Annotated in this window: 18 protein-coding genes; 11 read left to right on the forward strand and 7 right to left on the reverse strand. The window is 59.7% G+C overall.

The window, feature by feature from the left end:
• Nucleotides 1–35: 35 nt before the first annotated feature.
• On the forward strand, nucleotides 36–584 hold the full coding sequence (locus H1B37_RS21570) for a DUF3299 domain-containing protein (protein WP_182868742.1): 549 nt from the start codon (nucleotides 36–38) through the stop codon (nucleotides 582–584).
• Here the strand turns inward: H1B37_RS21570 and H1B37_RS21575 are convergent.
• Nucleotides 577–1,440, reverse strand: a complete 864-nt coding sequence (locus H1B37_RS21575; RefSeq protein ID WP_182868743.1) for a hypothetical protein — start codon at nucleotides 1,438–1,440, stop codon at nucleotides 577–579. The two genes, H1B37_RS21570 and H1B37_RS21575, sit on opposite strands and share 8 nt — an antisense overlap.
• A gap of 392 nt (nucleotides 1,441–1,832) precedes the next feature.
• Between H1B37_RS21575 and H1B37_RS21580 the strand changes: the two genes are divergently transcribed.
• Complete coding sequence (locus H1B37_RS21580; RefSeq protein ID WP_182868744.1) at nucleotides 1,833–4,013, forward strand: peptidylprolyl isomerase; 2,181 nt, start codon at nucleotides 1,833–1,835, stop codon at nucleotides 4,011–4,013.
• Here H1B37_RS21580 and H1B37_RS21585 read toward each other — a convergent pair.
• Entirely contained in the window at nucleotides 3,978–4,658 is a 681-nt protein-coding gene (locus tag H1B37_RS21585) for a DUF2306 domain-containing protein (protein WP_182868745.1), read from the reverse strand. The genes H1B37_RS21580 and H1B37_RS21585 overlap by 36 nt on opposite strands.
• Before the next feature lie 92 nt (nucleotides 4,659–4,750).
• Between H1B37_RS21585 and H1B37_RS21590 the strand changes: the two genes are divergently transcribed.
• The 3 genes from H1B37_RS21590 (at nucleotide 4,751) to hflC (ending at nucleotide 7,317) form a co-directional block, all read left to right on the forward strand.
• Nucleotides 4,751–5,143 (forward strand): hypothetical protein, encoded by a 393-nt coding sequence (locus H1B37_RS21590; RefSeq protein WP_182868746.1) that lies wholly within the window; start codon nucleotides 4,751–4,753, stop codon nucleotides 5,141–5,143.
• A gap of 231 nt (nucleotides 5,144–5,374) precedes the next feature.
• On the forward strand, nucleotides 5,375–6,358 hold the full coding sequence (gene hflK / locus H1B37_RS21595) for an FtsH protease activity modulator HflK (RefSeq protein WP_182868747.1): 984 nt from the start codon (nucleotides 5,375–5,377) through the stop codon (nucleotides 6,356–6,358).
• On the forward strand, nucleotides 6,355–7,317 hold the full coding sequence (gene hflC, locus H1B37_RS21600) for a protease modulator HflC (protein ID WP_182868748.1): 963 nt from the start codon (nucleotides 6,355–6,357) through the stop codon (nucleotides 7,315–7,317). The genes hflK and hflC overlap by 4 nt, the downstream gene beginning before the upstream one ends.
• 125 nt (nucleotides 7,318–7,442) lie before the next feature.
• Here the strand turns inward: hflC and H1B37_RS21605 are convergent, their stop codons facing one another.
• The 5 genes from H1B37_RS21605 to H1B37_RS21625 all read right to left on the reverse strand — a co-directional run bounded on the left by H1B37_RS21605 (nucleotide 7,443) and on the right by H1B37_RS21625 (nucleotide 18,570).
• Entirely contained in the window at nucleotides 7,443–8,042 is a 600-nt protein-coding gene (locus tag H1B37_RS21605; protein ID WP_182868749.1) for a sigma-70 family RNA polymerase sigma factor, read from the reverse strand.
• Nucleotides 8,039–13,354: a serine/threonine protein kinase gene (locus tag H1B37_RS21610; protein ID WP_182868750.1), complete on the reverse strand. Its 5,316-nt coding sequence runs from the start codon at nucleotides 13,352–13,354 to the stop codon at nucleotides 8,039–8,041. The genes H1B37_RS21605 and H1B37_RS21610 overlap by 4 nt, the downstream gene beginning before the upstream one ends.
• Before the next feature lie 205 nt (nucleotides 13,355–13,559).
• Nucleotides 13,560–15,983, reverse strand: coding sequence for a serine/threonine-protein kinase (locus tag H1B37_RS21615; protein ID WP_182868751.1), 2,424 nt, complete (start codon nucleotides 15,981–15,983; stop codon nucleotides 13,560–13,562).
• Between the two features lie 28 nt (nucleotides 15,984–16,011).
• Entirely contained in the window at nucleotides 16,012–16,560 is a 549-nt protein-coding gene (locus tag H1B37_RS21620) for a Uma2 family endonuclease (RefSeq protein ID WP_182868752.1), read from the reverse strand.
• Between the two features lie 732 nt (nucleotides 16,561–17,292).
• Complete coding sequence (locus H1B37_RS21625) at nucleotides 17,293–18,570, reverse strand: phenylacetate--CoA ligase family protein (RefSeq protein WP_182868753.1); 1,278 nt, start codon at nucleotides 18,568–18,570, stop codon at nucleotides 17,293–17,295.
• A 258-nt stretch (nucleotides 18,571–18,828) separates the two neighbouring features.
• Between H1B37_RS21625 and H1B37_RS21630 the strand changes: the two genes are divergently transcribed.
• The 6 genes from H1B37_RS21630 (at nucleotide 18,829) to H1B37_RS21655 (ending at nucleotide 25,754) form a co-directional block, all read left to right on the forward strand.
• On the forward strand, nucleotides 18,829–20,034 hold the full coding sequence (locus tag H1B37_RS21630; RefSeq protein ID WP_182868754.1) for a DUF1559 family PulG-like putative transporter: 1,206 nt from the start codon (nucleotides 18,829–18,831) through the stop codon (nucleotides 20,032–20,034).
• 71 nt (nucleotides 20,035–20,105) lie between these two features.
• On the forward strand, nucleotides 20,106–20,663 hold the full coding sequence (locus H1B37_RS21635; RefSeq protein WP_182868755.1) for a DinB family protein: 558 nt from the start codon (nucleotides 20,106–20,108) through the stop codon (nucleotides 20,661–20,663).
• 34 nt (nucleotides 20,664–20,697) lie between these two features.
• A complete protein-coding gene (gene obgE, locus H1B37_RS21640; protein ID WP_182868756.1) occupies nucleotides 20,698–21,861 on the forward strand; it encodes a GTPase ObgE in 1,164 nt (387 codons plus the stop codon).
• Complete coding sequence (locus tag H1B37_RS21645) at nucleotides 21,858–22,775, forward strand: type III pantothenate kinase (protein WP_182868757.1); 918 nt, start codon at nucleotides 21,858–21,860, stop codon at nucleotides 22,773–22,775. Before obgE ends, H1B37_RS21645 begins: the two co-directional genes overlap by 4 nt.
• Before the next feature lie 39 nt (nucleotides 22,776–22,814).
• A complete protein-coding gene (locus H1B37_RS21650; protein WP_182868758.1) occupies nucleotides 22,815–24,533 on the forward strand; it encodes a hypothetical protein in 1,719 nt (572 codons plus the stop codon).
• Nucleotides 24,534–25,754, forward strand: coding sequence for a M20 family metallopeptidase (locus H1B37_RS21655; RefSeq protein ID WP_182868759.1), 1,221 nt, complete (start codon nucleotides 24,534–24,536; stop codon nucleotides 25,752–25,754).
• Nucleotides 25,755–25,811 lie beyond the last annotated feature (57 nt).

The raw sequence follows: 25,811 nt of genomic DNA on the forward strand, positions 1-25,811 counted from the left end.
ATCGCACCCCCAATGAGCCTCGCAAGCGAGTCGACATGCACCATTTCCGCGTCCCCGCCACCGCAACCCTTCTGCCTGTTGCTCTCCTGATCGCTGTGTCGCTGCCGAGTGCCTCCGCCACCGGTCAAGACCCGTCGGGGCGGAAAAAAGTCGAACTCCGTCTCAGCACCGAAGCCCAATTGGCCAAGGGCGAAATCAATTTCGATGACTTGAAGTTTGACATCGAGAAAGACGGCGCGTTCGACGAATCGATGTGGACCAAGCGGTTGAAGATGATCAACGGCAAGAACGTCAAACTGCGCGGTTACATCCTGCCCAGCAGCACCTACCAAAACGAAGGGTTCAAGCAGTTTGTGTTGGTGCGTGACAACCAGGAATGCTGTTTCGGCCCCGGTGCGGCGCTTTACGATTGCGTGTTCGTCGTGATGGTCGACGGCAACACCGCGGACTTCACCACCCGCCCGGTGACGGTCGAAGGCAAGTTTGTCCTCGATCCGGAAACCTACAAGTACCCCGGCGGCAAAGGCCCGCGCGGTGCCACGCACATGGCCGTCTTTCGAATCGAAGGCGTCAGCGTCAAATAACCTGCCGACAAGTCTCAGGCTGCGAAACGATTCCCAGCGGAAATCGAAATCGGCCGTAGGTCATCGGTCCCACTTCGTCGCTCCGCTTTCCGCTCGTGACCTGCATTTGGTGATGGGCGCGGTTGTAATAGTTTAAAACGTCGATCACGTCCCCCTCGCCCAGTTCGACGAGCAACGAATCCGTTTGTTCGGCCGCATCGGCTGCTTTTTTCAGATGAATGTCAAGCAGTTTTTCGAGCGAGGGTTCTGCCGCTTTCGTCACGACAATCCCAGGCAACGAGCGTTCGGCCGGTTCGCGTCGTTTCGCTGCGACCGAAGCGGTCACAATGATGCGTCCGGATTCCGTGATCGACACCAATTCGATCGCTGCGTTTGGTCCATACATGACCAATTCGGCGATCACCATCCGCTGGCAACCAAGGAACACCATTGAGTGAGTTGGCAGGGCTAAGCCGCGCACGCGGAAATTCCCGACTTTCGAAAACTCCGCTTTGCGGAGGGCGGCACGGTTGTCCTCGCGATGCCGAACCAGCGCGTCGGGAGCCGCGTCTACCGGTTCGAAGCGGTGTTCACGGAATCGCTCCATGAAATAGGGGGTCAATAGCACCGTTGCTAAGATGGTTGCTAACCCTGCGACAGTCGACTTGGATGCCAGCCCGCTCGATTCCAAGCCGAGTTCGAAAAGGCCCAGGTCTTCAAGCCCTGCAAGCGCGCAGACGAAAACGATTGCCACGATCGAGAGGTGCTGTATTTCCAATACGATTCGGATCATCGGCCAGTCGTTGACGGGCCGCGGGTCGTCCGGTTGCAACGCGATTGCCGATCGATTCGATGATTCGCTGATGATCGTTGCCATCTGGATCTATCAGTCTGTCGTGAGTGGGCGGTTTTCATTGTCCAGGGGAACACTATGTCACAAATGGGCAGCGGGTGATCGCCGACGACCGCGGCAGTGAACCGTGATCATTTCGAGGACGACCAACGGAACTCGCAAAGGGTTTCGGCCCGCGCGGCGATTCGTTCACAATCGCTCTTGCGGTCGTTTTTTGTCGCCGCCGGCACGACGGATGCCACACGACGGATGCCAAGCGTGCTGGAATCGAACGTTTTTGGGATGAAACGCACATTTTTCGCGTGCGATCGCGACGCCCATCTGGCCAATCACACCGAGGCCCCGATTCCGCCGATGGGTTTGATTATCCTTGGGGCTTTCCGTCGGCACGATTTCTCAAACCCGATTCTCTCGGCATGGCGTTCTTACATTCTCAGTCAGACGCAAACCGACAAAGCCGCTACCGTAGGCTTCACGCCGAATCGCTTGAGGGGCGTCGATTGCTCGCGGCGCAGACTCCGGGCGAATCGAATTACCCGTCCGGCGACGGGGCGCCCCTGTCACGTACGACCAGTGAGGCAGTCGTCGAGCAGAATTTGGTTCAGTTTGCCAAGGATTTGGCCGCTGCGGGGGTGGTCGTTTACGGCGCGGCATGGTCCCCGGCATGCACTCGGCAGGCCGAACTGTTTGAAGACGGCGCGAACGAATTGCCCTTTGTCGAAGTGACCCTTCCTGATCGGACGATTTCGCCGTTGGTGATCGAAAAGAACATCACCGCTTTTCCGACATGGGAGTTCCCCGACGGATCACGCGCGATCGGAATTCGGTCGTTGGACGAAATCAGCCAGCGAAGTCGTGTGCCGATTCCGACCCACGGTGGACCGGTGTTCGAGTCGATCGGTGATCAGACCGTCATGACCGGATCGCCACTCCATCTGCCGATCGACGCCTATGATCCACATGGCGGTCCGCTTACGGTGACCGTGTCCGTCGACAACCCGGGGATTCTTGAAGCGCAAGTGATCTCCGGCAATCGGTCCATTCGAATCGATATGGAAATCTATGGCGACATGGTTTTCGAGCTATTCGAACAACGGGCACCGGTCGCTTCGTCGCGGCTAATCGAACTGGCGCGATCGGGATTTTATGATGGGATTGATTTCCACCGCGTGATTGACGACTTTGTGATCCAGGGCGGAGACCCCACCGGAACCGGCTGGGGCGGTTCCACGTTGGAGGACTTTGATGACGACTATCACGCAGAACTTCAACACAACCGACCGGGCGTGCTGTCGTTTGCCAAAGCGGGCGACGACACGAACAACAGCCAGTTCTTCATCACCGAAGTGCCTACGCGATTCTTGGATTTCAACCACAGTGTCTTCGGACAATTGGTCGAAGGGGAGTCCGTTCGCGAAGCGATCAGCGAGCACGCCGTTAATGGTGCCGATCGACCGACCAGCGACATCACGATCGAAACGATCGATGTGTTCTGGGATGATGAAAACTCAGTGGTGATGTTGAAGCCGACTAGGAATATGACGGGCCAGACCGATGTCACCGTGACCGTGACCAACCAAGCGGGGGACACATTCAGTGAAACGTTTGCGGTGGACGTTCAACTTGACACGCACAACAGCCAGCCGTTTTTGAATGCGATTGCGGTTTCCTCACGCTACCCCAACGACCGGACCGCCACGATTCAAGTCACCAGCGTTGACATTGAAGGCGATGCCGTGGCGTACTCCGCCGAAGTTTTGGGAGGAATTGGTCGAGCCACCGCAACGATCGACGATGAAGGGCTGTTGTTGGTAACGCCGAACAACGGATTCGTCGGTGCCGTGGACGTTATGGTGACCGTTCAACCCGGACCCGATGTATCGGGTAATTCGTTCGGCGATAGCGACCGACAAGTCATCACGCTCAATTTTGAAGAACCGTTCGAACCGGCGATTCCGACCAACTTCATCATGGCCGACCGGATTCATCAATTGCACACGATTCCGGCAAGCAACGCAAACACCGCCATCGTCTTTCGTGCCGTGGAAGATGCAACCCTGTCGATTTACGCCATCGGCACCGTGTCGCTGGACGAGACGATTCACGTGCTCGATGGCGATCTGAATTCAGTCGGGCTCCATGACTCGGGGGTAATCAAAGCAGAACTAAATCGTGGCGAACTGTATACCGTCATCTTGGATCCGCAACCTGTCGAACGGTTGTTTTCATTTCAATCCTCGGCCGGTCCCCAATCCTTCTCCACCGACACGTTATCCAATCCGTTTGAGCCGACCGACGTCAATGGCGACGGCCGGACAACCCCCCGTGACGTCTTGGCGGTCGTCAATGGAATCTCGCTGCGACAGTCGTCCGAGTGCGAGTCGGCCCGGCCCGGCGTCACGTTCTTGGATTCCAATCGTGACGGCCGAATCACTCCGTTGGATGCACTGTACGTGTTGAATCACTTGGCGCGACAAGTCCCGACCGAGGTGACTGATCGTGCCATCTCCGCAATCGTCGACGACGATGACGATGATGAACGTGACGATTTCGATACATTGTTAGACGGCGTTATTGCTGAGTCGCTGCTCAACTAATCCGTACGCCGCCAGGACCAGCTCCAACACCACCAACGGGATCACCCAACTGATCCAAGCGACGATCTGATACGTCAGTTCCGGCGTCATGTTGAGCAGCTGCAACCCGTAGTGGCCCAATCGCAGGAAGACGGCCGAGAGCAGTAACACGTAACTGCGGAGCATCCAGACCCGATGCCGCTGGAAATCGCACCCGCGGCCGGCTCGCCAACCGCGAAACGTCGACCACCATGTGGCCACCGCCAACAAGCCGAAACAGATCGTGGTCGACCATCCGCCGAATGCTTTGAACGCCATGATGAAACCACCGGGAGCGGCCGCCAATAGAACGGTCAGGACATAGAGCACGCCGACGCTGCGATGCACCTGCGGATACCGCTGGCGAATCGTTCGACTCAGTTGCAATCCGCCGAGAAACAATGCAATCGGAGCCGCACTGATGTGCAGGTAGAAACCGATGAAGTAGCCGGAGGAAAAGAAAAAGTCCCCTTTGTTGCTCAAAAAACCGTATTGAAAATCCGGCGGCAGGTAGTGCGGAAACGGCGACAGGATCAGACCGCCGATCCAAAAAACAAACCCGATCAACAGCCATTTCGCGACCCGCAGGGGCGTGATCGATGCGAGCGAATTGTAAAAAGAATTCATCGCCTGTCACATTCGCGAAAGCTCCGAGACATCGCCCGCCTATAATCGAATTGGGGTTCTGGGGTAGGTCATCAAGCGATGGGGACAAAGCAATGTCAAATCACAATCAGACTCACGGCAGTGGTTTTCCGCCGAAGATCGATTCTGACCAGCCCTCTCTTTCACAGGCCCAGCCTTACCGGACTCCGCCCACCGTCGGTGAGGGGATCGTGACCGGCGGTGCGCTGCGATCACCGCTGCTGTGGATCATCGTCGCCGCCACCGCGGGGTTTGTGATCGTCGGCGGCTTCCTCTTGCTGACGCCTATCCGCGATTTTAACGAAGGCCGAAGGCCGGTGCAGCCAATCCCTCAATATGTCGAAGACTTTGGCATGAACCGGGTCCCGGCGGAAGATTTCGAGGACTTCGACGACGCGCCGGTGCTGCAGCCGCCGGTGAATGAAGGGGCGTCGCAGGCAACCGCCGGCGGACCGGTGGTTCCTTAGCTGGACAGCGTTCCTCTGCATCAAAAACATCGTCCGTTGCCGGTCAACCGTCGCTGCGTCTCATTCAGGACGGCCAAGAAAGATCGCCAATTTTCCGGATTGAGAGCCTTACAATGACTCCGTTGGGACCTACCCTTTCCGGCGGAGTTGCATGGTCCTTGCCGATAATGGCGGGGGCCGGCATTGGATTGTCCGCAGATCGTGTTCATTTAAAGCCCCCCGATTTCATTCATGAGCAATTCCAACCCGCGCGGCCCCGATTGGTCTGATTTGGAGTGGATTCAGCCCTACGTGGCCTGGCTGATCCCCGCCTTGCTGGTCCTGACGCTGCTGCTGACGAGCGTGTACACCGTCCAGGCCGAATCGCAGGGCGTGGTGCTGCGGTTCGGACGCTATGTCAAAACCGTCGATCCCGGATTGAGATTTAAGTTCCCGTTCGGAATCGATGACGTTTCGATCGTTCCGGTCAAGCGTCAGTTGAAACAGGAATTCGGTTTCGGGACGCCCGGGGCGACCAACGAGACACAGGTTTCCAACGAACAAGCCGAAGAGCGGGTGATGGTCACCGGCGATCTGAATATCGCGACGGTCGAATGGGTCATCCAATATCGCGTCCGCGACCCCAAGCTGTTCCTGTTCAAAGTCCGCAACCCCGGCCAAACCTTGCGCGACATCTCGGAATCGGTGATGCGAACGGTTGTCGGTGATCGCACGGTCGACGAAGTCATCACGATCGGTCGACAAGAGATTGAGGTCGAAGCGCTGTTGCAACTTCAGACGCTGGTCGACAAATACGATCTGGGGCTGAGCATCGACCAGGTGCAATTGAAAAACGTCAATCCGCCGCAGCCCGTCCAGCCCTCTTTCAACGAGGTCAATCAAGCTCAGCAGGAACGCGAGCAGATGATCAATGTTGCCAACGGCGAATACAACAAAGAGGTCCCGCGGGCTCGCGGTGAAGCGGAACAGAAAAAGCAAGCGGCCGAGGGTTACGCACTGAAGCGGGTCAATGAAGCCCAGGGTGACGTGTCGCGATTCAACGCCGTGTTCTCGGAATACGCCAAGGCCCCCGAAGTGACCAAACAACGAATCTACATCGAAACGATGCGGCAAGTCGTCCCGACGTTGGGGCAAAAAATCATCATGGACGATCAAGCCAGCCCCGTTCTGCCGCTGTTGAATCTCGCGCCGCAAGCAGCCCGGAGCTCCAAATGAATCGCCTGACTTTCCCTGCGGTCGCCGTCATTGTCATCCTGGTCGGGTTGGTCGCCTACAGCGCGGCCTACACCGTCAGTGAGACCGAACAGGTCATCATCACCCAATTCGGAAAGCCGGTCGGTGAACCGATCACTGACGCCGGTTTGCACTTTAAACTGCCGCTGATCCAGGAAGTGACCCGTGTCGAAAAGCGGATCCTGGAATGGGACGGTCGTCCCAACGAAATGCCGACCAAAGACAAAACGTACATCGTCGTCGATACGTTTGGACGGTGGCGAATCAGTGATGCCAAACAGTTCTTTCTGCGTCTGAGAGATGAACGCAGCGCCCAGTCGCGTCTGGACGACATTTTGGGCAGCGAAACGCGCAACGCGATCGCCAAACATGAATTGATCGAATTGGTCCGTACCACCAAAGATCGCCAACCAGTCCGCGACGAAACCATCGCCGACGCACCCGGCAACATCGGGATCCTGTACCCGATCAACAAGGGGCGGGCGAAGATCGAAGAAGAGATCTACCAACAAGCGGCCAGCAAGGTCACCGATTTGGGAATCGAACTGTTGGATGTTCGCTTCAAACGTATCAACTACAACGAGAGCGTCCGTGACCGGATCTATGCCCGGATGATCAGCGAACGCCAACAAATCGCCGAACGCTTCCGCAGCGAAGGGGCCGGCGAGGCGGCCAAGATTATCGGCCGCAAGGAAAAGGACCTGCTGGAAATCGAATCCCAGGCCTACAAGCAGGTCCAAGAAATCCAGGGGGCCGCCGACGCCGAGGCCACGGAAATCTACGCCCAGGCGTACAACCAAAGCCCCGAATCGGTCGAGTTCTTCGCCTTCATCAAAACAATGGAGACCTACCAGGAGATGCTCGACCAAGACAGCACGCTGATCCTGAGCACCGACAGCGACATCTTCAAGTTCCTCAAGCGGATCGAAGGCGCGAAGTAGCCGCGGTGGAAAAGACGGCTGGTCAAAAAATGGGTTGGTCAAAAAATGGGTTGGTCAAAAAATGGCCTCGCCGCTGTGTCTTCATTTTTTGACCACCCAATTTTTTGACCCCCTTCACTTATCGACTATTCCGTCAGCTCACCATAGACCGCTTTAAGTTTCTCCAGAGCCCGGATCCACAGCATCCTCGTCGCGGCATTGGATCGTCCCAGTCGCTGGCCGATTTCGTCATGGGACAGTCCGTCGATGTGCCGCAGCGTCAGGACCTCGCGATAGTCTTGGGGCAATCGGTCCAGGGCGGCGGCCAATCGCAGGGTTTGTTCCGCCCGGTCGGCGCGGGAGCGTGGGTTGGGTTCCCGGTCGATCGCCAATTGTTCGATGCGGATGCTATCGCGGTCCAACGCGGCCTGCAGTTGCTGTTCTCGTCCGCCACCCCGCTTGGCCGTTCGCAATTGGTCGCGGTCGAAACGCATCAACGTACGTTTCAAAATCGTTCGCAACCAGGCCAGCCGCTCGGCCTGCGTCGTGCCACGAAAATTCTCGTGACCGCGCCACGCATCGACCAAGGTTTGCTGCACCACATCCGACGGATCGATGCGGCCACGCAGTGCCGGAGACAACTGGCGTTCGGCAAGCATCTTCAACCACGGCCTGAGCGGGCCGATCGACCAGGTGGCTCTCAACGAGTCTTCGCTTTTGGAAGCGTCTTCGTTCCCGTGGTTCACGCCGTCGCCTGCCTCCCCAGCAGTCCACTGATCCGGCGCACTGCCGAAGCCATGATCCTGAGCATCCAATAAAGCTGCACCACGATCGTAAAACTAAACAACGCGACACGCAATAAACCTGTTGCGTCGATGCGATGCGACAGGATTTCCGGGTCGGTGCGTTGCAGATACGCAAACAAAACCAGCGTCAAAAAGACCACCGGCGTACCGAACGAAAGCATCAATCGGATCGAGTTTCCCCGGCCATCGACCTTGTTGCGGACGGCGATGATCAAGGCGAAGCCACACATCCATGCGGTGACCCCGTGGAAAAGATTGAAGACCATCCCAGGCTCACGCAACCATGGACTTCGCCAAATCACCATCCAAACACCGACCAACAACGGCGCAAACAGCAGCCAAGCGAGACTCCAGCGTCGCAGGGTCAGCGTCCGATTCAAATACCACAGCGGCAGAATCACCAAGACCGCAAGCGCCAATCCGCCGCGGATCAAGTGGAGAACCCACGCGGTCAACGTGGTGTTTCCGCCGATCGAGGCGAACAGGGGGCGGATACGACGCGGATCGGTTTCCCGATGGGGCTTCACCGCGACGGATTCTTTCTGGTCTGCCGAGCGAAGGTCCCGAAACTCGATCCCATCGGGGGTCGGCGACGCGAGCCGCGTGTGCGTCTGGGCGTGCCGGCAGACGACCGGCACATTCGAGCGTGATTCTGGATCCCCCGTCGTTTCGGTCAGCACGTTTTCTCGTGACCAATCGATCGCGACAAGGCGGTTTTGATCGATTCGCAGCCAACTGATCGGGACGTTGTGGTCCGATTTCCAGTGGACGCTCTGGATCCCGTTGGCGTCGGGCAGTGTGATCTGGAATCGCGGCTCGGACTGCAGCATCGGATAGCAGCGAATCAGCAGTGATGTTCGGCCATCCGATTGCGGTGTCGGTTGGTCCTGTGGCGGCGTCACACGGTCGACCACGATGCGTTCATTGACACCATCGCCGTCAATGTCCGTCAGCCACATGCCGGCGACATAATGATTTTCTGTCGTTTCGCGGAAATTCCGAATTCTTTGAAACTGTTTGTCGCGAAGGTCGAACACGACACACAGTGTTTTCCCGTTCGCGTTACGGCTGAAGGCGATCATCGGAATGCCGTCCGAACTGGTCGCGTCGGCGATTGCCAGATCGCGACTGGCATAGGCACCATCGACGAGCGGGACGGACGCTGCGTCCTCCGGTTCGATCGAGTCAACGACTTTGCCATCCGGTCCACAGAGCACCAAATTGCGAACCGCATCGTCCTCTGAGGTGCGGCCTAAATAGGCGACGTGGGTGCGGTCATCGATTGACACCAACGTAAACGGAATCCAATAGTCGCTTCGAGTTGGTCGCTGAAAGATCGAGCGTTCCCAAAGGATCTCGCCGTTGATGCCGTCCCAGACGGCCAGGTACAGTTGCTCGTTGTGCGAGTGGGGACCGACAACGTCTTGGACGCCATCGCCGTTGATGTCCGCAAGTTTCAGATGATCGTATTGATCAGGCGTGTTGATTCGGGACGCTCCGAACAGAAATCGATTCGTCCAACGGACCTCACCGGTGGTTCGGCTGACCAGGGACATTTGAAAAGCATTCACCGGTTGTCCCGGCGCTCCTGCGGGGGTTCGCCGAGCAAGTCGACCATCGCCGACAAGTAGCATGGATTTTCCATCATCAGTGGATCGGGCCAAGATGACTCGGCCGCCCAGCGTGCCCTGCAAACGACACCGCTGCGTCCCCGTTTGGCCGTCGATCAACCGCGCAGGCGTTTCCTCGACGGATTGGTCTTGAACCAGAAAGTCAACACTTCCGTCGTCATGCTTGATTGGAATCCACGCGGAATCTTCGCCGCGGGTCCGATCGCTGTTCCAAACCGTTTGGCCAGAATCAGCATCGATGACGCTGGTGCGGGTCGGTTGGAAGCCCGACGCGGCGATCAGGTGCCGTCCCGAATTGCCGACCCACGACGCCAACAAACGATTTTCGCCCAAACGGATCATCGGCGACCGCTGGGATTGCAACAGAACCAAGTGGTCTTCGCCGACTCCGAAGGGGCCACCACGACGGCGGTAAACGCGCACCGGCGATGTCGAATCGGTAGGGCTGGGACAAACGTCCAGGCCCGCGGCGATGGCGACCGGACTCGGCTGGCTGGGATGAAATCGTAGCACCGTCGACGCGAGCATGACGTCCAAGCTGCGGTCGCCGGTGACGAAATCAACTTCGATGGTTCCCGCGGGCGAGTCGGAAAGTCCGCTGCGAATCGCGTCGATCTGGGCGACGCGGATTTGGTCACCCAACACGGGGATCCGATGCCGTGCCCAGGCCAGAGACGCACCTGTTTTTCCGGAGATCCAATCCACGTAGACGAAGGCCTGTTGATCGGCGCGGTTGTTTGTCGTTTGTCCCGATCCTTGCCCGGCGATCACGGCCGTCGCGATGTCGTTCCAGCCGTCATGGTTGATGTCATTGGTTGCCGTGATTCGGGAAACGCAATCGTCGGCGGATTGCAGCGCCGAGTACGGCGTCGCGTCCTTCCAAACCGGAGAGCCGGTCGCCGCGTCGAGCAGTTGCACGCCCAGATCGACGCCGTTGCGATAGCGGCTGCGGGGGACAATGATTTCGTCGGCACCGTCGCCGTTGATGTCGGTGACGTACGGCCAATCGGCGTGATTGCGATCGATCGAGTTCCGCCACTGGATGTGTTCCATGTGTCGGATCCACCTTTGTCGGCCAGCCAGGTCATAGGCGGTGATCTTTGTGCCGCTAAAACGAGTCGTCGCGGAGCGTGAATCATCGTGATCGTGAAAGATCAGTCTTGTCTCACCGCGAGGATTGGTGATCTTGGGAGCGCTGGCCGGCATGAACGGCAACTTGATCGTCACCCCGGGCGCAAAGTCTTGGTCCCAATCGATGATTTGACATTGGTCCCCGTTCATCAGCACAACTCGAAGGGAGCCTTCGTGGACCAGCACCTGGGGCGGGCTCGGGACGGGGATGCGTATCGGTGTGCTGTAGCGTTGATGACGCACGAAGAAATCGCCGTACTGACGATGGCCCGAACGAAACACCGAGTTGGCGTTGAACGAGAGACCGCTAAACGATCGATACTGGTGTTTGGACGGATGGAAGATCGCATCGGCCGGCCAGAACCCGCCCGCGGGTGTTTTGAGAACTTGATGAGACCGCTCGATCACGTCGCCGCTGCGTCCGCTCAGCATGGCCAAACAGACGTCCGTCTGAACCGCCATCTGATAGTGCACGAACATGACGAACAGGTCGCTGATCCCGTCGTCATCCAGATCACCGACGTCCTGCAAAGCAAAGACACCCGGGAATGGCAGTGTGGCGCGTCGGTTGAAGGGGTCCGGCAAAGTCGACTGGCTGGGCAAGTTCGCAAAAGCGTACGACCGCGACCACAAGATGTTCCCTTGATGGTCGACTGCCAGCAAAGCTTGTTGATCACCCGCGGCAACCAGCGTGTCGGGGCGTTGATCACCGTCCAGGTCAATCGGTGTGCGCAGTGCGGCGACACCTTGGGTCAGCAGCGGATGGTCGTCGAGGTGATGGTGCCCGGGGGCAAAGTTTGCGGGCGGTTGCGTGTCGGCAAAGTTGACGGAGATGGTTGCGGTTTGGTCGGCGTTTGTGCCATCGACATCGGTGAAGGTCGTGTCGATGGAGCGGACGTCGAGTTCCCACTCGTGGTCGGTGTGCCAAGCCACGCGTTTTAGTGTGCCGTCACGCCGCCACAGAATCGCCGGAGTCGATTTATCGGAAACCGTCACGACCGCGGCGTCGACGATCGATATCTCTTTGGATTGGGCGAGTTGGTTGGTGATGCGGTAGTCGCTGGGGACGCCGCGGGTGATCGGCAACCGGAGCGTCCGGCTCCATCGGCCCGTCGGCGCGACCATCATTTGGTAGTCCCCGGCGGTTTGCTGTTGATACGTTTGCATCGGCAGCGTCACTTCCATCGTGGAATCCGACAACGCGGACCCGCCGACCGGAACGATGGTGGCCTGGTACGGGCCACCGCCGGCGCGAACGCGAAACGCGCCCAAGTGACTTTGTCGCCATTGATCGAGCGCCGACCACAGCGCGGCGATCAACACTGCCGTGACCGCCATCGCCGCGGCGGCGACGCGGAGGCGCGATTGATGCTTGCGGCCCCAACGAGCCGCTTTTTCCAAGATCGAAAGCGGGCGGGCACAAATCGGATGATCGTCGCGAACGGCGCGCAAGTCATCGGCAAACTCGGCGGCGGATTGATAGCGGCGGCGAGCGTCTTTTTCCATCGCCTTTTGCAACACGACTTCTAAATCTCGCGGCAAGTCGGAACGCAACGTTCGCAGGGCGGGCGGATCGTCGTGTCGGATTTTCGTGATCAAATCCAGCGGATCCTCGCCCTCAAATGGTGCTCGTCCGCTGGCCATCTCGTACAGCGTCGCGGCGAGGGAATAGATATCGCTGCGATGATCCACATCGGGGGCGCGCACGTCCGCTTGCTCGGGACTCATGTAACGCGGCGTCCCCAGGATTGCACCGGTGATCGTTGCTCCGGCGTCGACCAGTCGGCGGGCCAAACCGAAATCGGTCAACCAAACGCGATCATCGCGGTCCAAAATCAAATTGGCCGGTTTAACGTCACGATGAACCACGTCACGCTGATGGGCGTGGGAGAGTGCGTCGGCGGCTTGGATTCCGACGTCTAGGATCGCATCGAGTGGCGGCGGCGTCTGCTCTCGGTGGCTGCGTCTGATCCGCGTCGCCAGACTTTCGCCTTCGATGCGCTGCATCGCGTACCAACTGGTGTCGCCTTCTCGTCCGGTCGCGTAAACCGGAACGATGTTGGTGTGGTGCAATGCCCCAGCCGTTTCGGCTTCACGGCGGAATCGGTCCAGCGCGCTCGAGTCGACGATTCCGAATCGCATGACTTTCAGTGCGACGATCCGATCGAGCGATTTCTCACGGGCTTGGTAGACCACGCCCATGCCGCCGCGGCCGAGTTCAGAAAGGATTTCATAATCACCGATCGACTCCGGGAGTTCCGGTTGGCGTGGCAGATCAAATCCGCCGGTTTCTGCCTCCCCGAACAGCTCGGCCGCGTCCAGGCACTGGGCCAAACGCTCGGCGTGTTCGGGGTGCTCGGCCAGCCATTGATCGCGACCGACGGCCTGTCCTCGCTCTCGCCGGCTGAGGTATTGATCCAGAAGATCGGCGATTTCGGCGTCGATCGTTGATCCCGGATCGTGGTTCGTCTGGCGTGGCGTGTCAGTCATATCAATCGGAAAATCGTACTTGAAACAGCAGGTCCTAGTACCGAAGAGACGACTTAGGGGAGAGCGCAACGGTTTTCTTGGCTTCCTGCTTTCGAAAGCCTTGGCGGCAAGACTTAGTGGTCCGCCGCAGATAGAGTTTACGAGTCATACGTAGTGGATCTTGTTAAAGATCCTTTCGATTCAGGAGGTTTAACAACCTCCACTACTAATCTGCCGTGCGGAATGCTTTGAGTTGCTGCTTGGCCGCCTGGGCGTATTTGTGTTGGTCGCCTCGCTCGCGGCTGATCAGTTCAATCGTCTCTTTCAAATACGCCTCAGCTTCTTCGTCGCGACCGAGACCGATCAGAGCCTTGGCCCTCAGCGATCTTGCTTCGCAGATCGGTCCTGCCGCCGGCAAAAGCTCTTTCGCGTGTCGATCGAGACTATCGCCGAGCAATTCCAGCAGCTCGTCGTATCGCTCCGACTCGTCCAGCACCCGGGACATTTTCCGCATCGCCGACAATGTCAGCGGATGCCGCGGTCCGTAATACGCTTCGCGGAGTTCGAAGGAGCGACGTAGATAACGCAGCGACTCGTCGTAGCGCTGGGCGGCGTGAAGCATTTGCCCCAACTGAATCATCGCGAGGTCTTTTTCGTAGGTTGACGCTTCTGGGGCGTCGATCACCTGCAGGTAGATGGATTCGGCGGAATCCCAGTGGCCTTTCATTCGATCGACATCCGCCAGATTCGCCAGCAGCGACGGTCGGGAGTGTTGTTCCGGATTGGGTGAGGCATCGATTCGGCGCAAGGCATTGCGGAACAATTCGGCAGCGGCGTCGAGTTCGTTCAGCTCGATCAACACCGTGCCCAAGTTATTCATCGCGGTGATGGTTCGTTCGTGCGATTCCCCGAGCAGTGCTCGCGTTCGCCGAAGCACTTCGGTTCTCAGTCGTTTGGACTCTTCAAAGTCCCCTTCGTCTCCGCGTGAACGCAACACTCCGGCAAGCCGGTCTTTGGTCTCCAACACCTCCAATTCATCAAATGGCTCGGCGATCTCCAGTGCGGCCAGCGAGAGACGGTACTGTTGTTCGGCGATGTCGGGTTCACCGAGCCAACGATACGATTCGCCGAGTGTTCGGCGGAGCGAGCCTTCGACACGGGGCCGTTGGGTAAATTTTCCATCCAGATCGGAAACCGTCTGGTCAACGACTTCGCGTAGCGTCACGTCGTGGCCGAGCTGCTCGGGCAGATTGGACGAGAGCACTCGATTGAGAAACTCATTGATTTCCGTGGTGGTCTTGATTTCCTTTTCGGCGACGTCTCGGGCTTCCGATTCGGCTCGCACCGCGCGCGTCGCTTTCCGCCACTGAAATCCAATGATCAACGAAGATAGGATTGCCAGGAGCGTCAGGACGCTCGTCATCGCGACGATCCAACGCTGTCGTTTCCGCGATTCAACGATCCGGACCTCCGACCGGGAACGCTGGATTTCTGCCTGTCGGATCCGCCGCTCCAGAGAGGCGATGAACTTGGTCGTCGCTTCGGCAACATACGATGCGTCGGCCGGACGGCTCGCCGGGTCGGTTGCCAGGCATTGGCGACAGAGCGAAACAAGTTCGCGGTCATCGCGGTGTTGGTCGAGCTGGCCCAGTGCGTCCGACAGGTCGCCACGCCTGGCCTTTTCGACCATGTCGGCGCGGGAGTCCGCTTCAAAGAGCGTTCGTCCCCGAAGGATTTGGAACAGGATCGCGCCGAGTGCGAAAACATCCACGCGTTTGTCGACCGATTCGACCTCGCCGCGCGCCTGCTCCGGTGCCATGTAGCCCGGAGTTCCCACGATGTCACCGGCGGTCGTCAGATCGCTTCGATCGGGCGTCGCCGAGGAAGCGGAATCTGGCTCGCTGGGGACGACGATCTTGGGATTCGCCGGACCAGACGAGGAGACAGAATCTGGATCGGTGACGACGGTCAGATCTTCACCAAGCCTCTTTGCCAAGCCCCAGTCCATCACCTGAACTTCGCCGAATCGACCGACCATGATGTTTTGCGGTTTGAGATCGCGATGAACCACGTTCTGCGAGTGCGCATAGGCGAGTGTTTGGGCGACGCTTTCAAATACACCGACCAGGGCCCCCAGATCCTCCGCACCGGGACTTCGCGATTGAAGGATTTGGTGCAGCGTCTGCCCCTCGACCAGTTTCATCGTGAAGAAGGGCGTTTGGTCATCGAACCTTCCCTGGTCGTAGACCGGCGGAACGCCCGGATGTTGCAGCGTCCCGGTGAGCAGCCCTTCGCGCATGAACCGGACGACGGCGGCTTGGTCGCCGACAAAGCGACGTTGCAGGGTTTTCAGTGCGAGTGAACGTTGGCCGGTCCGATCAAACACGCGAAAGACTTCTCCGATCCCGCCCAGGCCGATCGAAGGGCCGATCTGATACCGCGGCGTCGAACGCTCCGCTGCGTTGCGGAGATTCAACAGCGATTGGAAGTTCGTGTTCAGAAAATGTGACGGAACCGCATCGACAATCGACTGGTCCAGTGTGTTGTCGGATGCCCGTTGGCTGACTTGTCGTCGTTCATTTTCGAGGGCAACCGGCTTTTTCCGAAGCATCGATTTTTCTGGGTCGGTCGGTTGCGAATGGGAAGTCATGCACGGATTTCGAAGTGACGCGGTCCGGCTAGGTGCCGTGACGCTTAGGAAAAAAACGTGTCGCATCGATGTCGATCGCGCAGTCCTTGCACACCGTCAACTGCACCGAAGACACGGCGGTGGATGCTGCGTCAGGGGCGTCCATTGGAATCGATTCGACGGTCTCTTGGACCGGATCGACGATCAAATAAGTCGCCACGCCTTGTTCCCGATACAACGTCCGCTTGAACCCCCGGTCATTCGCCTGGGTCGAGGGTGAGAGCACCTCCACCACCAGTGCGGGGGTCGCACGTTGATGGGTTTCGGGCGGATCGCCGCAGATCAACATCACATCGGGTCGTACGACCGTGTCGGCGCGAACGATCCAATCCAATTCAGAGACGACTGTCGCGTGACAGTCGCTCGCCTCCAGGGCCAGCGTCAGGTGCGTGACGATCTTTGCAACGACCGTCTGATGACGTCCAAATGGACTCGGTGACATCGCGATCGGAACGCCGTCCCACAATTCCCAGTCACCCTTCCAGGCCGCGTAGTCTTCAGCCGTGTAGGTTGGAAACGGGTGGGGATCGATCGACATCGGGCAAACTCACGAACAGTTGGAGTGCATTGGGTCGGCAAGCAACCCGGCAGTGCGCACTTCCTTCATTCTAGTGCTGTGTTCCAATTGAAACACAGTGTTCGCGAACCCGATGTCCAAAGCAGCCCACCGCAATGAAAACGAATGTCAAGGGGTGAGCTAACCCGAGAACTCAAGTCCGCCCCCTAAAAGAGCTGGGAAAATCCGCAAAATACCCCAGCAAGAAGTATACCAACCCCTCGCCATGGGACCGCAAAACGCGAGGATTTCGACAAAATCTTGTTTTTCTCGCCAACTGATATGGCAGCGATTTCTGGGTGTTCATAGCATCCAGAAGGAGTAAGAAAAAAGGCCTCAGCCAAACGATCACTTGGGGCAAAAGTGACCGTAAATGACTGAGACCTCATTCCAAATGCCGGATGCCAAAAGGGGCACTTGTTGGAAATCCAGCATCGCACGACGCTTTCGGGCGTCGTGCGTTTTTTTTTGATTGCCGGACCGTTGGTCCAACTCAAGTCAGGCGATCCTACGGCGAACCGACGCCATGGTCAATGCGAATCTGGCGAAACGACGCCAAACCCTCTCGGTGTCAATCAGCGATGGCGGGGAGCCGTCATTTGTTGGCGTGACGCGTCAGCAGCATGTTGAATGTAAAAGCCCGCGGCGCGGGCAAGGCAGGCTTGTCGCTTGTGATTGCCTCTCGCTGCCGGACGAAACCAACTGGCTGCCGGATCATTTCGGCCGTTGGTCGACCAGGCGTTTTGCCTTGGCTTGGAAACGTGGCAAGGATTCGGCGGGGACGGGGGTCACTTGGACACGCATAGCCAAGCGTTTATGGAATCGATCGGCAAGCCGCTTGCAATCGGTTTCGCTCAGTTCGGCTTCCACGGCCAACGCGTCCATTTCGCCCTGCTTGGTCACGATCATTCGAAACTCGGCGGTCGGGGACAGTTGTCGGACGATCGATTCGATGCTGCTGGGGAAAACGTTGACGCCGCGGACGACCATCATGTCGTCGGCGCGACCGAGCACCCCGCCGTCGAGAAACAGGAATCGGCAGGGGTGGTCGTGTTGTTGGTAGCCCCGCACGATATCGCCGGTGCGATAGCGGATTGCGGGGCCACCGTGGCGGCCCAGTCCGGTCAGAACTAACTCCGCTTCTTCGCCATCGGCTGCCGGCCTGCCATCGGGATGGCCGTCATCGAAGCACAACCGCTGGGCGATGAATTCGGTTTCGATCACGTGCAGCCCCGATCCGTCGCGGCTGCCAAATCCCCAGGCCCCGATTTCACTCGCACCGCTATGGTCGATCACGGTCGCGTTCCAACCGGCTTGGATGCGGGAGCGAATCGTCGGAGTGCTGCCACCGGGTTCGCCGGCGACGATCAAACGCGAAACGGCGGTTTGAGTCAGATCGATGCCAAGTGTTTCGGCAACGGCGATCAGGTGCAAGGCATAGGTTGGTGTGCAGCAGACGACGGTGCATTGTTGTTCGACGATCATCTGCAGTCGCGTCTCGCTGGACATTCCACCGCCGGGGATCACCAACGCACCGGCGTCGACCAACGCGTCACTGGCCGTCCAGAACCCGATGAAGGGGCCGAAGGAGAACGCCATCATGGCCACGTCGGCGGCGCGGATGTCGGCCGCCTGCAGCACGTGCCGCCAGCAATCCAGCCACCACTGCCAGTCCTGTGGCGTATCGAGTACCGGCATCGGATGCCCGCTGGTCCCGCTGGTTTGGTGAAACCTGCAATACGCCTGGCGTGGCAACGCAAAGATCCGCCCCGGATCACCCGGCGACGGTGCGACCATGTCGGACTTGGTCACCAGCGGCAACTGCGACAGCTGGTCCAGCGAATGCAGCGGAAGGTCAAGGTGCGCGTAGCGATCGCGATAGAACGGGTTTTGGATCGCGGTCGCCAGGATGGCATTGAGCCGCTCAAGTTGCAGCGATTCGATTTGGGATCGCTCGAGTTGCCACTGTGAGGAAACGTCGGATGGGGGCATTGGTGAATTCATGGGGCGGATATTCTAGCCGGCCATCACTGTGTTTGGGCCAGGACGGTTCATCGGCGTCCCGACGGAGGGGCAAGGGGGGCGATTTTTCCCGGAAGGCGAGTTGGTGAAATCCGGCCGCCGCGATCATGAAGGAGCCGTGAAGAAGGAGTGAGAAAACGGTTTTGGCATTGTTGTTTCTGGCCTTTGCAACGAACTTCTCCGCTACATCGGACTCAATCAAACCCCTATCAATCCAAGGCCGGATCCATGAAAGCCCAGCGCGTGCGACCTCCCCAGTCGCGAGTTGGTTTCACACTGATCGAACTTCTGGTCGTGATCGCCATTATCGGCCTGCTGGCATCGATGGCGATGCCCGCATTGAGCAAGGCCCGTGAAGCGGCCCGTTCGGCGGCGTGCCAGTCCAACCTGCGGCAGTTCGGGATCGGCTTGCTGGCTCGCAGCACGCAAACACCCGGCGGAGCATTTTGCTCGGGCAGTTTTGATTTCAAACGCGATGGCGTGCCGACCGAAGTGGGCTGGGTTTCCGACCTGGTCACGCGCGGCATTTTGCCCGGCGAGATGCTGTGCCCGAGCAACACGGCGCGCAGCAGCAAAGCCGTCGAGGAAATGGTTTCGTTGCCGCTGACCAGCTTCGTCAACACGGACTGTTTCGATCGCGAGGGCACGCCGATGTACACCGATTCGTCCGGGGTCGATGTCCGCAACGTGTCGCGTGAAATCGTGTTCAGGGCGGCCGCCCCGAAGACTGCCGAGCGGACGGCGATCGTGGCCAAAAAGATGATCGACGAAGGTTACAACACCAACTACGCGGCGTCCTGGTTCATGTTACGGACAGAATTCAATCTGTCCGCCGACGGCAATTTGGCACCGATCAACCCGGCCTGTGCCGACATGGATCCGCGCGGCCGGAACGTGACCAAGGGGCCGCTGGAATCGCAATACCTGGACGGCTCGCGGGCGACGCTTTCCACCGTTCCGCTGCTGTGTGACGCCACGCCGTCGGGATACCTGAGTGCGACGGTCGGCGAGCGGCTTCCCGCCGGCGGCCTGTACACCACGCCGATCGTGGGCGGTCCGATCGGGAGCGTCTTGCAGATGGACTTGAACGGCGACGGCACCCCCGAGACGGCCAACCCGAACTATCTGAAGACGCCCCAATTCACCGCCGGCCAACCACGCATCGGGCCGGCCGGATGGTACAAGCAGTTGAACTTCTACACCCGCCAGGACTACCGCGGCATCATGCCGCTGCACAACGGCATCGCCAACTGCTTGATGGCCGACGGGTCGGTCCAGGCGTTGTACGACAGCAACGGTGATCAATACATCAACAACGGTTTTGACGTGCCGACCGGCGGCGGCCAAGTGATTTGGACCAGCAAGAAAACCGAAGCCGACAAGCTGACGATCGCCAGCTACCACTCGTTAAAGTCGGACGGGCCGATCGAGTAACTACTCGTCGGCCGCCAAGAGCGTTAGACTCTCGGGCGTCAACGTGAATGGCACGCCCGAAAGAGAACAACATGAGTCGAATTGCAAGTCGCCGCCCGGAGTCTGCGGAGTATGACAGTGATTATCACCGCGACTTGATCGCGCGCGTCGAGGGGCGGTGTGCGATCGAAATCCTCCGCGGCCAATTGCACTGGATCTGTGACTTGGCCGGCAGCATCAGCACCGAACAGGTCGACCGCGTCCACGCCCCGTATCAATGGACGATTCGGCAGGTCTTTGAACACTGTGCCAACGCCGAGCGGATGTTCGGCTATCGGATCATGTGTCTGGCCGACGGCAGCGGGCCGACGTTGCCCAATTGGGACGAAAACGTCTCCGCCGACAGCCGTTTCGGTCTGGGCAACTTTTCCGCCCTGGTGACCGAATTGGGGGACCTGCGGAAAGCGAACCTGGGTCTGTTGCAACGTCTGACGCCGCGGGCCTGGGACGCCGCCGGCTCGGTCGCCGGATACCACGTCACGGTGCGTTCGCTCGCCTGGCTGACCGCCGGACACCTGCTGCACCACTTCGAAATCGTTGAAAACCGCTGTGGGGTCACTGCGATCCGCGGCCCCGCCATGTTAGAGTGATGAATTCATCTTCACACTCTCGCCGATAACCACGATGTTCGTCGATCGCGTCCAAATTGAACTTCACGCCGGAAAAGGCGGGGACGGGTGCTCCAGCATGCGCCGGGAAAAATACATTCCCCGCGGGGGGCCCGACGGCGGCAACGGCGGCCACGGCGCCAGCTTGATCCTGGAAGCCCGATTGGGCGTCAATTCCCTGGCCGCGTTCGCCAATCGAAAGTTCATCCGTGCGGGCAACGGCCGGCCAGGCCAGGGCGCGATGCGGCACGGCCGCAAGGCAGAGGACCAGACCCTGTTCGTTCCACCGGGCACGCTGGTGATCGATGCCGAGCAGGGGTTCGTGATCAAGGACCTGAAACAGCACGGCGATTCCTTTGTCGTCGCCCGAGGCGGCAAGGGCGGCAAGGGCAACGCCCACTTCAAAAGCAGCACCAACCAAGCACCGCGGGAATTTACCAAGGGCGAAGAAGGCGAAGTCCGGATCGTGACTCTGGAACTGCGTTCGATCGCCGACGTCGGACTGGTCGGCAAACCCAACGCCGGAAAGAGCACCCTGCTCAGCCGGATTACCAGCGCCCGTCCCGAAATCGCCGACTACCCGTTCACGACTAAGCATCCCAATTTGGGTATCGTCGATCTCGATGAAGCTCGCTCGTTTGTCCTGGCCGACATTCCCGGCTTGATCGAAGGCGCCAGCGAAGGGCTGGGACTCGGTCACGAGTTTCTGCGGCACATCGAACGCGCCGGTTTGCTGGTCCATCTGGTCGAACCCGATCCGACCGATCAGTCCGATCCGTTGGAAAATTACCGCGCCATCCGCGACGAGTTGTCCCAATACGACCCGGCCCTGGCCGAGCGGGAAGAGATTCTGGCCGTCACCAAGTGCGAATTGCCACAAGCGGCCGAGGTCGCCGAGCAATTGCGCGAAGCGACCGGGCGGCAGGTCTTGCTGATCAGTGCCATGACCGGCGCCGGCCTGAACGAGTTTACCGAACAGGTGATGACGCGGGTGCAACAGCGCCGCAAGGCATTGTTGGACGCCGGCGAAGACATTCCGGTGCTGCGTGAATCGGAACAACCGAGTGCAAAACGCAGGGTGCCGCCACATCTGCGCGGAGCGACCGCGGAGCTTTCCGACGAGCATCAAGCCAAAGACTTTGAATCGACCGCGGATGCCCCGGCGAAGGAGACGCCGTGACCCCAAGCGAGACGATCGCCGCGATCGATGTCGGAAACTCGGCGATCAAAGTTGCCCTGGCAAAGGTCTCCGAGCTGATCACGGCCACGAATGATTTCAGCGCCGACGACGGCCCGGTGCGCTCTCAATCGTTCCCCTTGGACCAACCGAATTGGGACCAGCAGATCTGCCGCTGGGTGCAACAGCACGCCGGACAGGCGACGGTTTCCTGGTGGGTGTCGACGGTCAACCACGCCGCCAGCCGCCCGCTGAAGGACGCGGTGTTGGGCGTCTCGGATTCCGCTCCGCAATCGTCTCGTGTCGGACAAGATGCGTGGCACCACCTGACCTTTGAAGACGTCCCGCTGCGAATCCAGGTCGACGCGCCGGAAAAGGTCGGGATCGATCGTTTGTTGAGCGCGTACGCGGCGTCGACCCGGTTTGCGACGCCGCTGGTGGTGGTCGACGCGGGATCGGCGGTGACCGTCGATTGCGTCCGGCTCGATTCCGACGCGCGTCCGGTGTTTGTCGGCGGAGCGATCCTGCCGGGGATCCGTTTGCAACACGCGGCCCTGGCGACCGGCACGGAGGGATTGCAACAAGCGACCGACGGCATCGATCCGGCCAAAGTCGCAGCGATGATGCCGGCGACCAACACGCAACAGGCGATTCGATTGGGCGTGCTGGCCGCGGTCGTCGGGGGGGTGGAACGTTTGGCTCAGGAGTACGCTCGCGCCGACGATCACGACGCCGAGGCGACCTGCCCCAAGGACACCTCGGCAAAAAGGTTACCGATTGTGCTATGCGGTGGAGATGCGGCGACACTTTCTCCGTATTTACGGGCCCCACATCAACAGGTGCCCAATTTGGTTTGCTTGGGGATTTTTGATCTGGCAATTCAGCAATGTCAGATCGCCCCCAGCGGGCTAAAATAAGGTGCCCACGCGTCCACCGACTTCCCGGCCACCGAAGAAATGCCTGCTTCAAAACTCTCTGACTTGCTGCCGATCCGCACGGCGACCGGCAAACCGAACGCCTACCAAGTGTTCGGGCTGAAAAGCGGAGAATCGGACGGCGCCAAAATCACCGCGGCGATCAAACGTGTCTATCAGACGTTGAAGGAATCACGCTCCACCGCCGATCCGACGGTTTGGAAACAGGCCGCCACGTTGGCCGAAGCGGCGCGCAAACAGTTGGAAGATCCCCAGCAACGCCGTGCCTTGGAATCCCGCTTGGCGGCCGGTGGCGACAGTGCCGGCGGTAGCACAGCCGGCGGTGACACAGCCGGCGGTAGCACCGCGACGTCCGAACCGGAGGATCCCTTGGCGTCGCTTTTGCCCCGCTCGAAACCACTCTCGGATCCGCCCGCCACGGATTCAGCGGCCGCCGGATCGACACCCCAACCGGCCGCCGCCGTGCTGGGCATGCCACCGGGACTCTCAACACCGGCCCGGCCCGCCACGCCGGCCTCGGTGCTGGGAACGCCGCCCTTGGGAACGCCAGCGCAGGGTATGTCGGCGACGGGAGCCCCGGCGCCGGCACCAGCCCAACCCGCGCAGCCGACGCCTACTTCCATCGCCCCGACGGAAAACGTGGCGGAAAACGCGGCGGTCACTTGGACGCCACCGAAGAAGCAGAAGCCGAAGCGACGTCGAAAGAAGACCGGGGTGTTCCTGTTCGCCTTGTTCGTGATCGTGATGTTGGGCGCAATCGTCGGCTTGCTGCAATTTTTGACCCAGGGCGGGCAGATCGCATTGCGGCCGCCCGGTGATGCCGGCGGTGGAATTGTCGTCGGCCAGCCCAACCCGGCTCCGCAACAGCCTCGTCCGGCCGCTCCGAACAGCGATGGTGTGCTTGGCAACGTGGCCGCCAGTGGGATCGCCGATTCGCTGCGACGCCCCCAAGACGACACGCCCGCCGATTCGCCGGGCATGCAACCGCCGCCCGTTCAATCACCCGGCAATCAAACACCCCCAAATACGATGCCCGTCGACGGGATGCCACCGGCGCAGCCGCCGATGAATTCTGAACCGCCGCCGGCCGACACAGCAACGCCAGATCCGACTCCCAGTCCGGCCCCCAGCCCGACGACCCCGACGGCGCCGGAAACCATGCCCCCGGAAACCATGCCCCCGGAAACCATGCCCCCGGCCGCCATCGCCGCCAATCAGGAAAAAATCGAAGCGGTCGAGCAGCTGATTCGAGCGGCCGATTGGGAGCAAATGAAACCGGCCGCCGAAGCGTTGTTAAAACTGAAACTCAACGCCCAGCAATCCAAACGCGCAAGTTCGCTGTACGACATCGCCGATCTGGCCAGTTTCTATCGCGGTGCGATCGGACGCGGGTTGGCGACGCTCAACACCGGTGGCACGTTCGACTATGTCGAGGGGATCCCGGTGATCGTCGTCGAAGTGTCGCCCGAGGAGCTGACGATCAAATTCAACAATCGGACGCGCTCCTTCACCGTCGATGAGATGCCACCGCGGTTGACCGAAAAGATCACTTCTTTCGCGCTTTCCCCCGAACGTCCCGACGCGATCGCCGGTCAAGCGCTGTATCGTCTGATTCATCCCAAATGGCGCGCCGAGTATCGCGACGACACGTTTGAAGTGCTCGCGTCGGTCGACGGCGAACTCGAACAAGTTGACACGGCGATGCTGCAACAGGTCGCCAAAGAACTTTTCCCCAAATAGATGCCACACCCGATCGAAGCCCCACCTCCCGATGGCACCCTCGTTTCGGCCATCGACACGCTCGAAAAACTGATTTCGTTTCCCTCGGTCAGCGCAAAAAGCAACGTCGAAATCACCGACTGGTGCGCGACCATCCTCTCTGAAATGGGGTTCACGCTTTGGCGCAGCGGTTACCGCGACGAACGCGGCGTCGCCAAGGCGAACCTGGTCGCCACGCGAAAACCGACGCGACCGACGAATCCGCCGGATTCTCCGCTCGGCCTGGCCTATTTTTGCCACACCGATGTCGTGCCGGCCAACAAGTGGGTTGGGGCTCCGGTCGCGGCGAATGATGCCGCTGCCGCGAGGGGGCCGTTTCATGCCGTCGTGACCGACGATCGCGTTTACGGCCGCGGCGCCTGTGACATGAAAGGCTCCTTGGCGGCGATGCTGTCTGCGCTTGCGCGGTTGGACGCTGACCGACAAACGGCGCCGGTCTGGATCGTCTGCACCGCCGATGAAGAGGTCGGATTCAACGGCGCCAAACACCTGGTCGATCACTGCGACGGCTATCGCGAATTGGTCCGTGCCGATCCGATCTCGATCATCGGTGAACCGACCGAAATGAACGTGGTTTACGCCCACAAAGGGATTCAGGGGTTCACCGTCCACAGCCAAGGCCGCGCCGGGCATAGCGCGACCAACTTTGGCATCAATGCCAACGAAGCGATGGTTCCGATGCTGGTCAAGCTGTTGGAACTCTGCCAGCGGACGCGCGAGGACGCTTCGTTGCAAGATGATCGTTTTGATCCACCGGTGCTGTCGTGGAATTTTGGCGTCAGCGATCACAGTAACGTCGTCAACATCACCCCGCAGCGCAGCGACGCCTGGGTCAGCATTCGCACGATGCCCCAGGTGGATCACACGGTTTTGATCGCCGAAGCGGAAGCGACCGCACGGCAGCTGGGATTGACGCTGACGCCGATCGCCGGCTGTGACCCGATGTGGACCGATCCGGACTGCGATTTCGTCACGACGCTGCAAACGATCGCCGGCACGCGGTCACAAACCGTCTGCTACGCGACCGACGGCGGAGTGCTGGGGGAATTGTCGCGGCGCGTCGTGATCGGCCCCGGCAGCATCGCTCAAGCACACACGGTCGACGAATGGATCGCCATCGACCAACTGCAACGCGGCATCGATTGCTACGAAAAAGCGCTGCGGCACTGGTGCACGGGGTGAGGAAAAAAACTCCCTGCCAGGGAGGGTTTTGTCTTAACTTGATGCGTATGCCCGTCT

The organism is Stieleria mannarensis (assembly GCF_014154935.1).
Taxonomy (GTDB): Bacteria; Planctomycetota; Planctomycetia; order Pirellulales; family Pirellulaceae; genus Stieleria; species Stieleria mannarensis.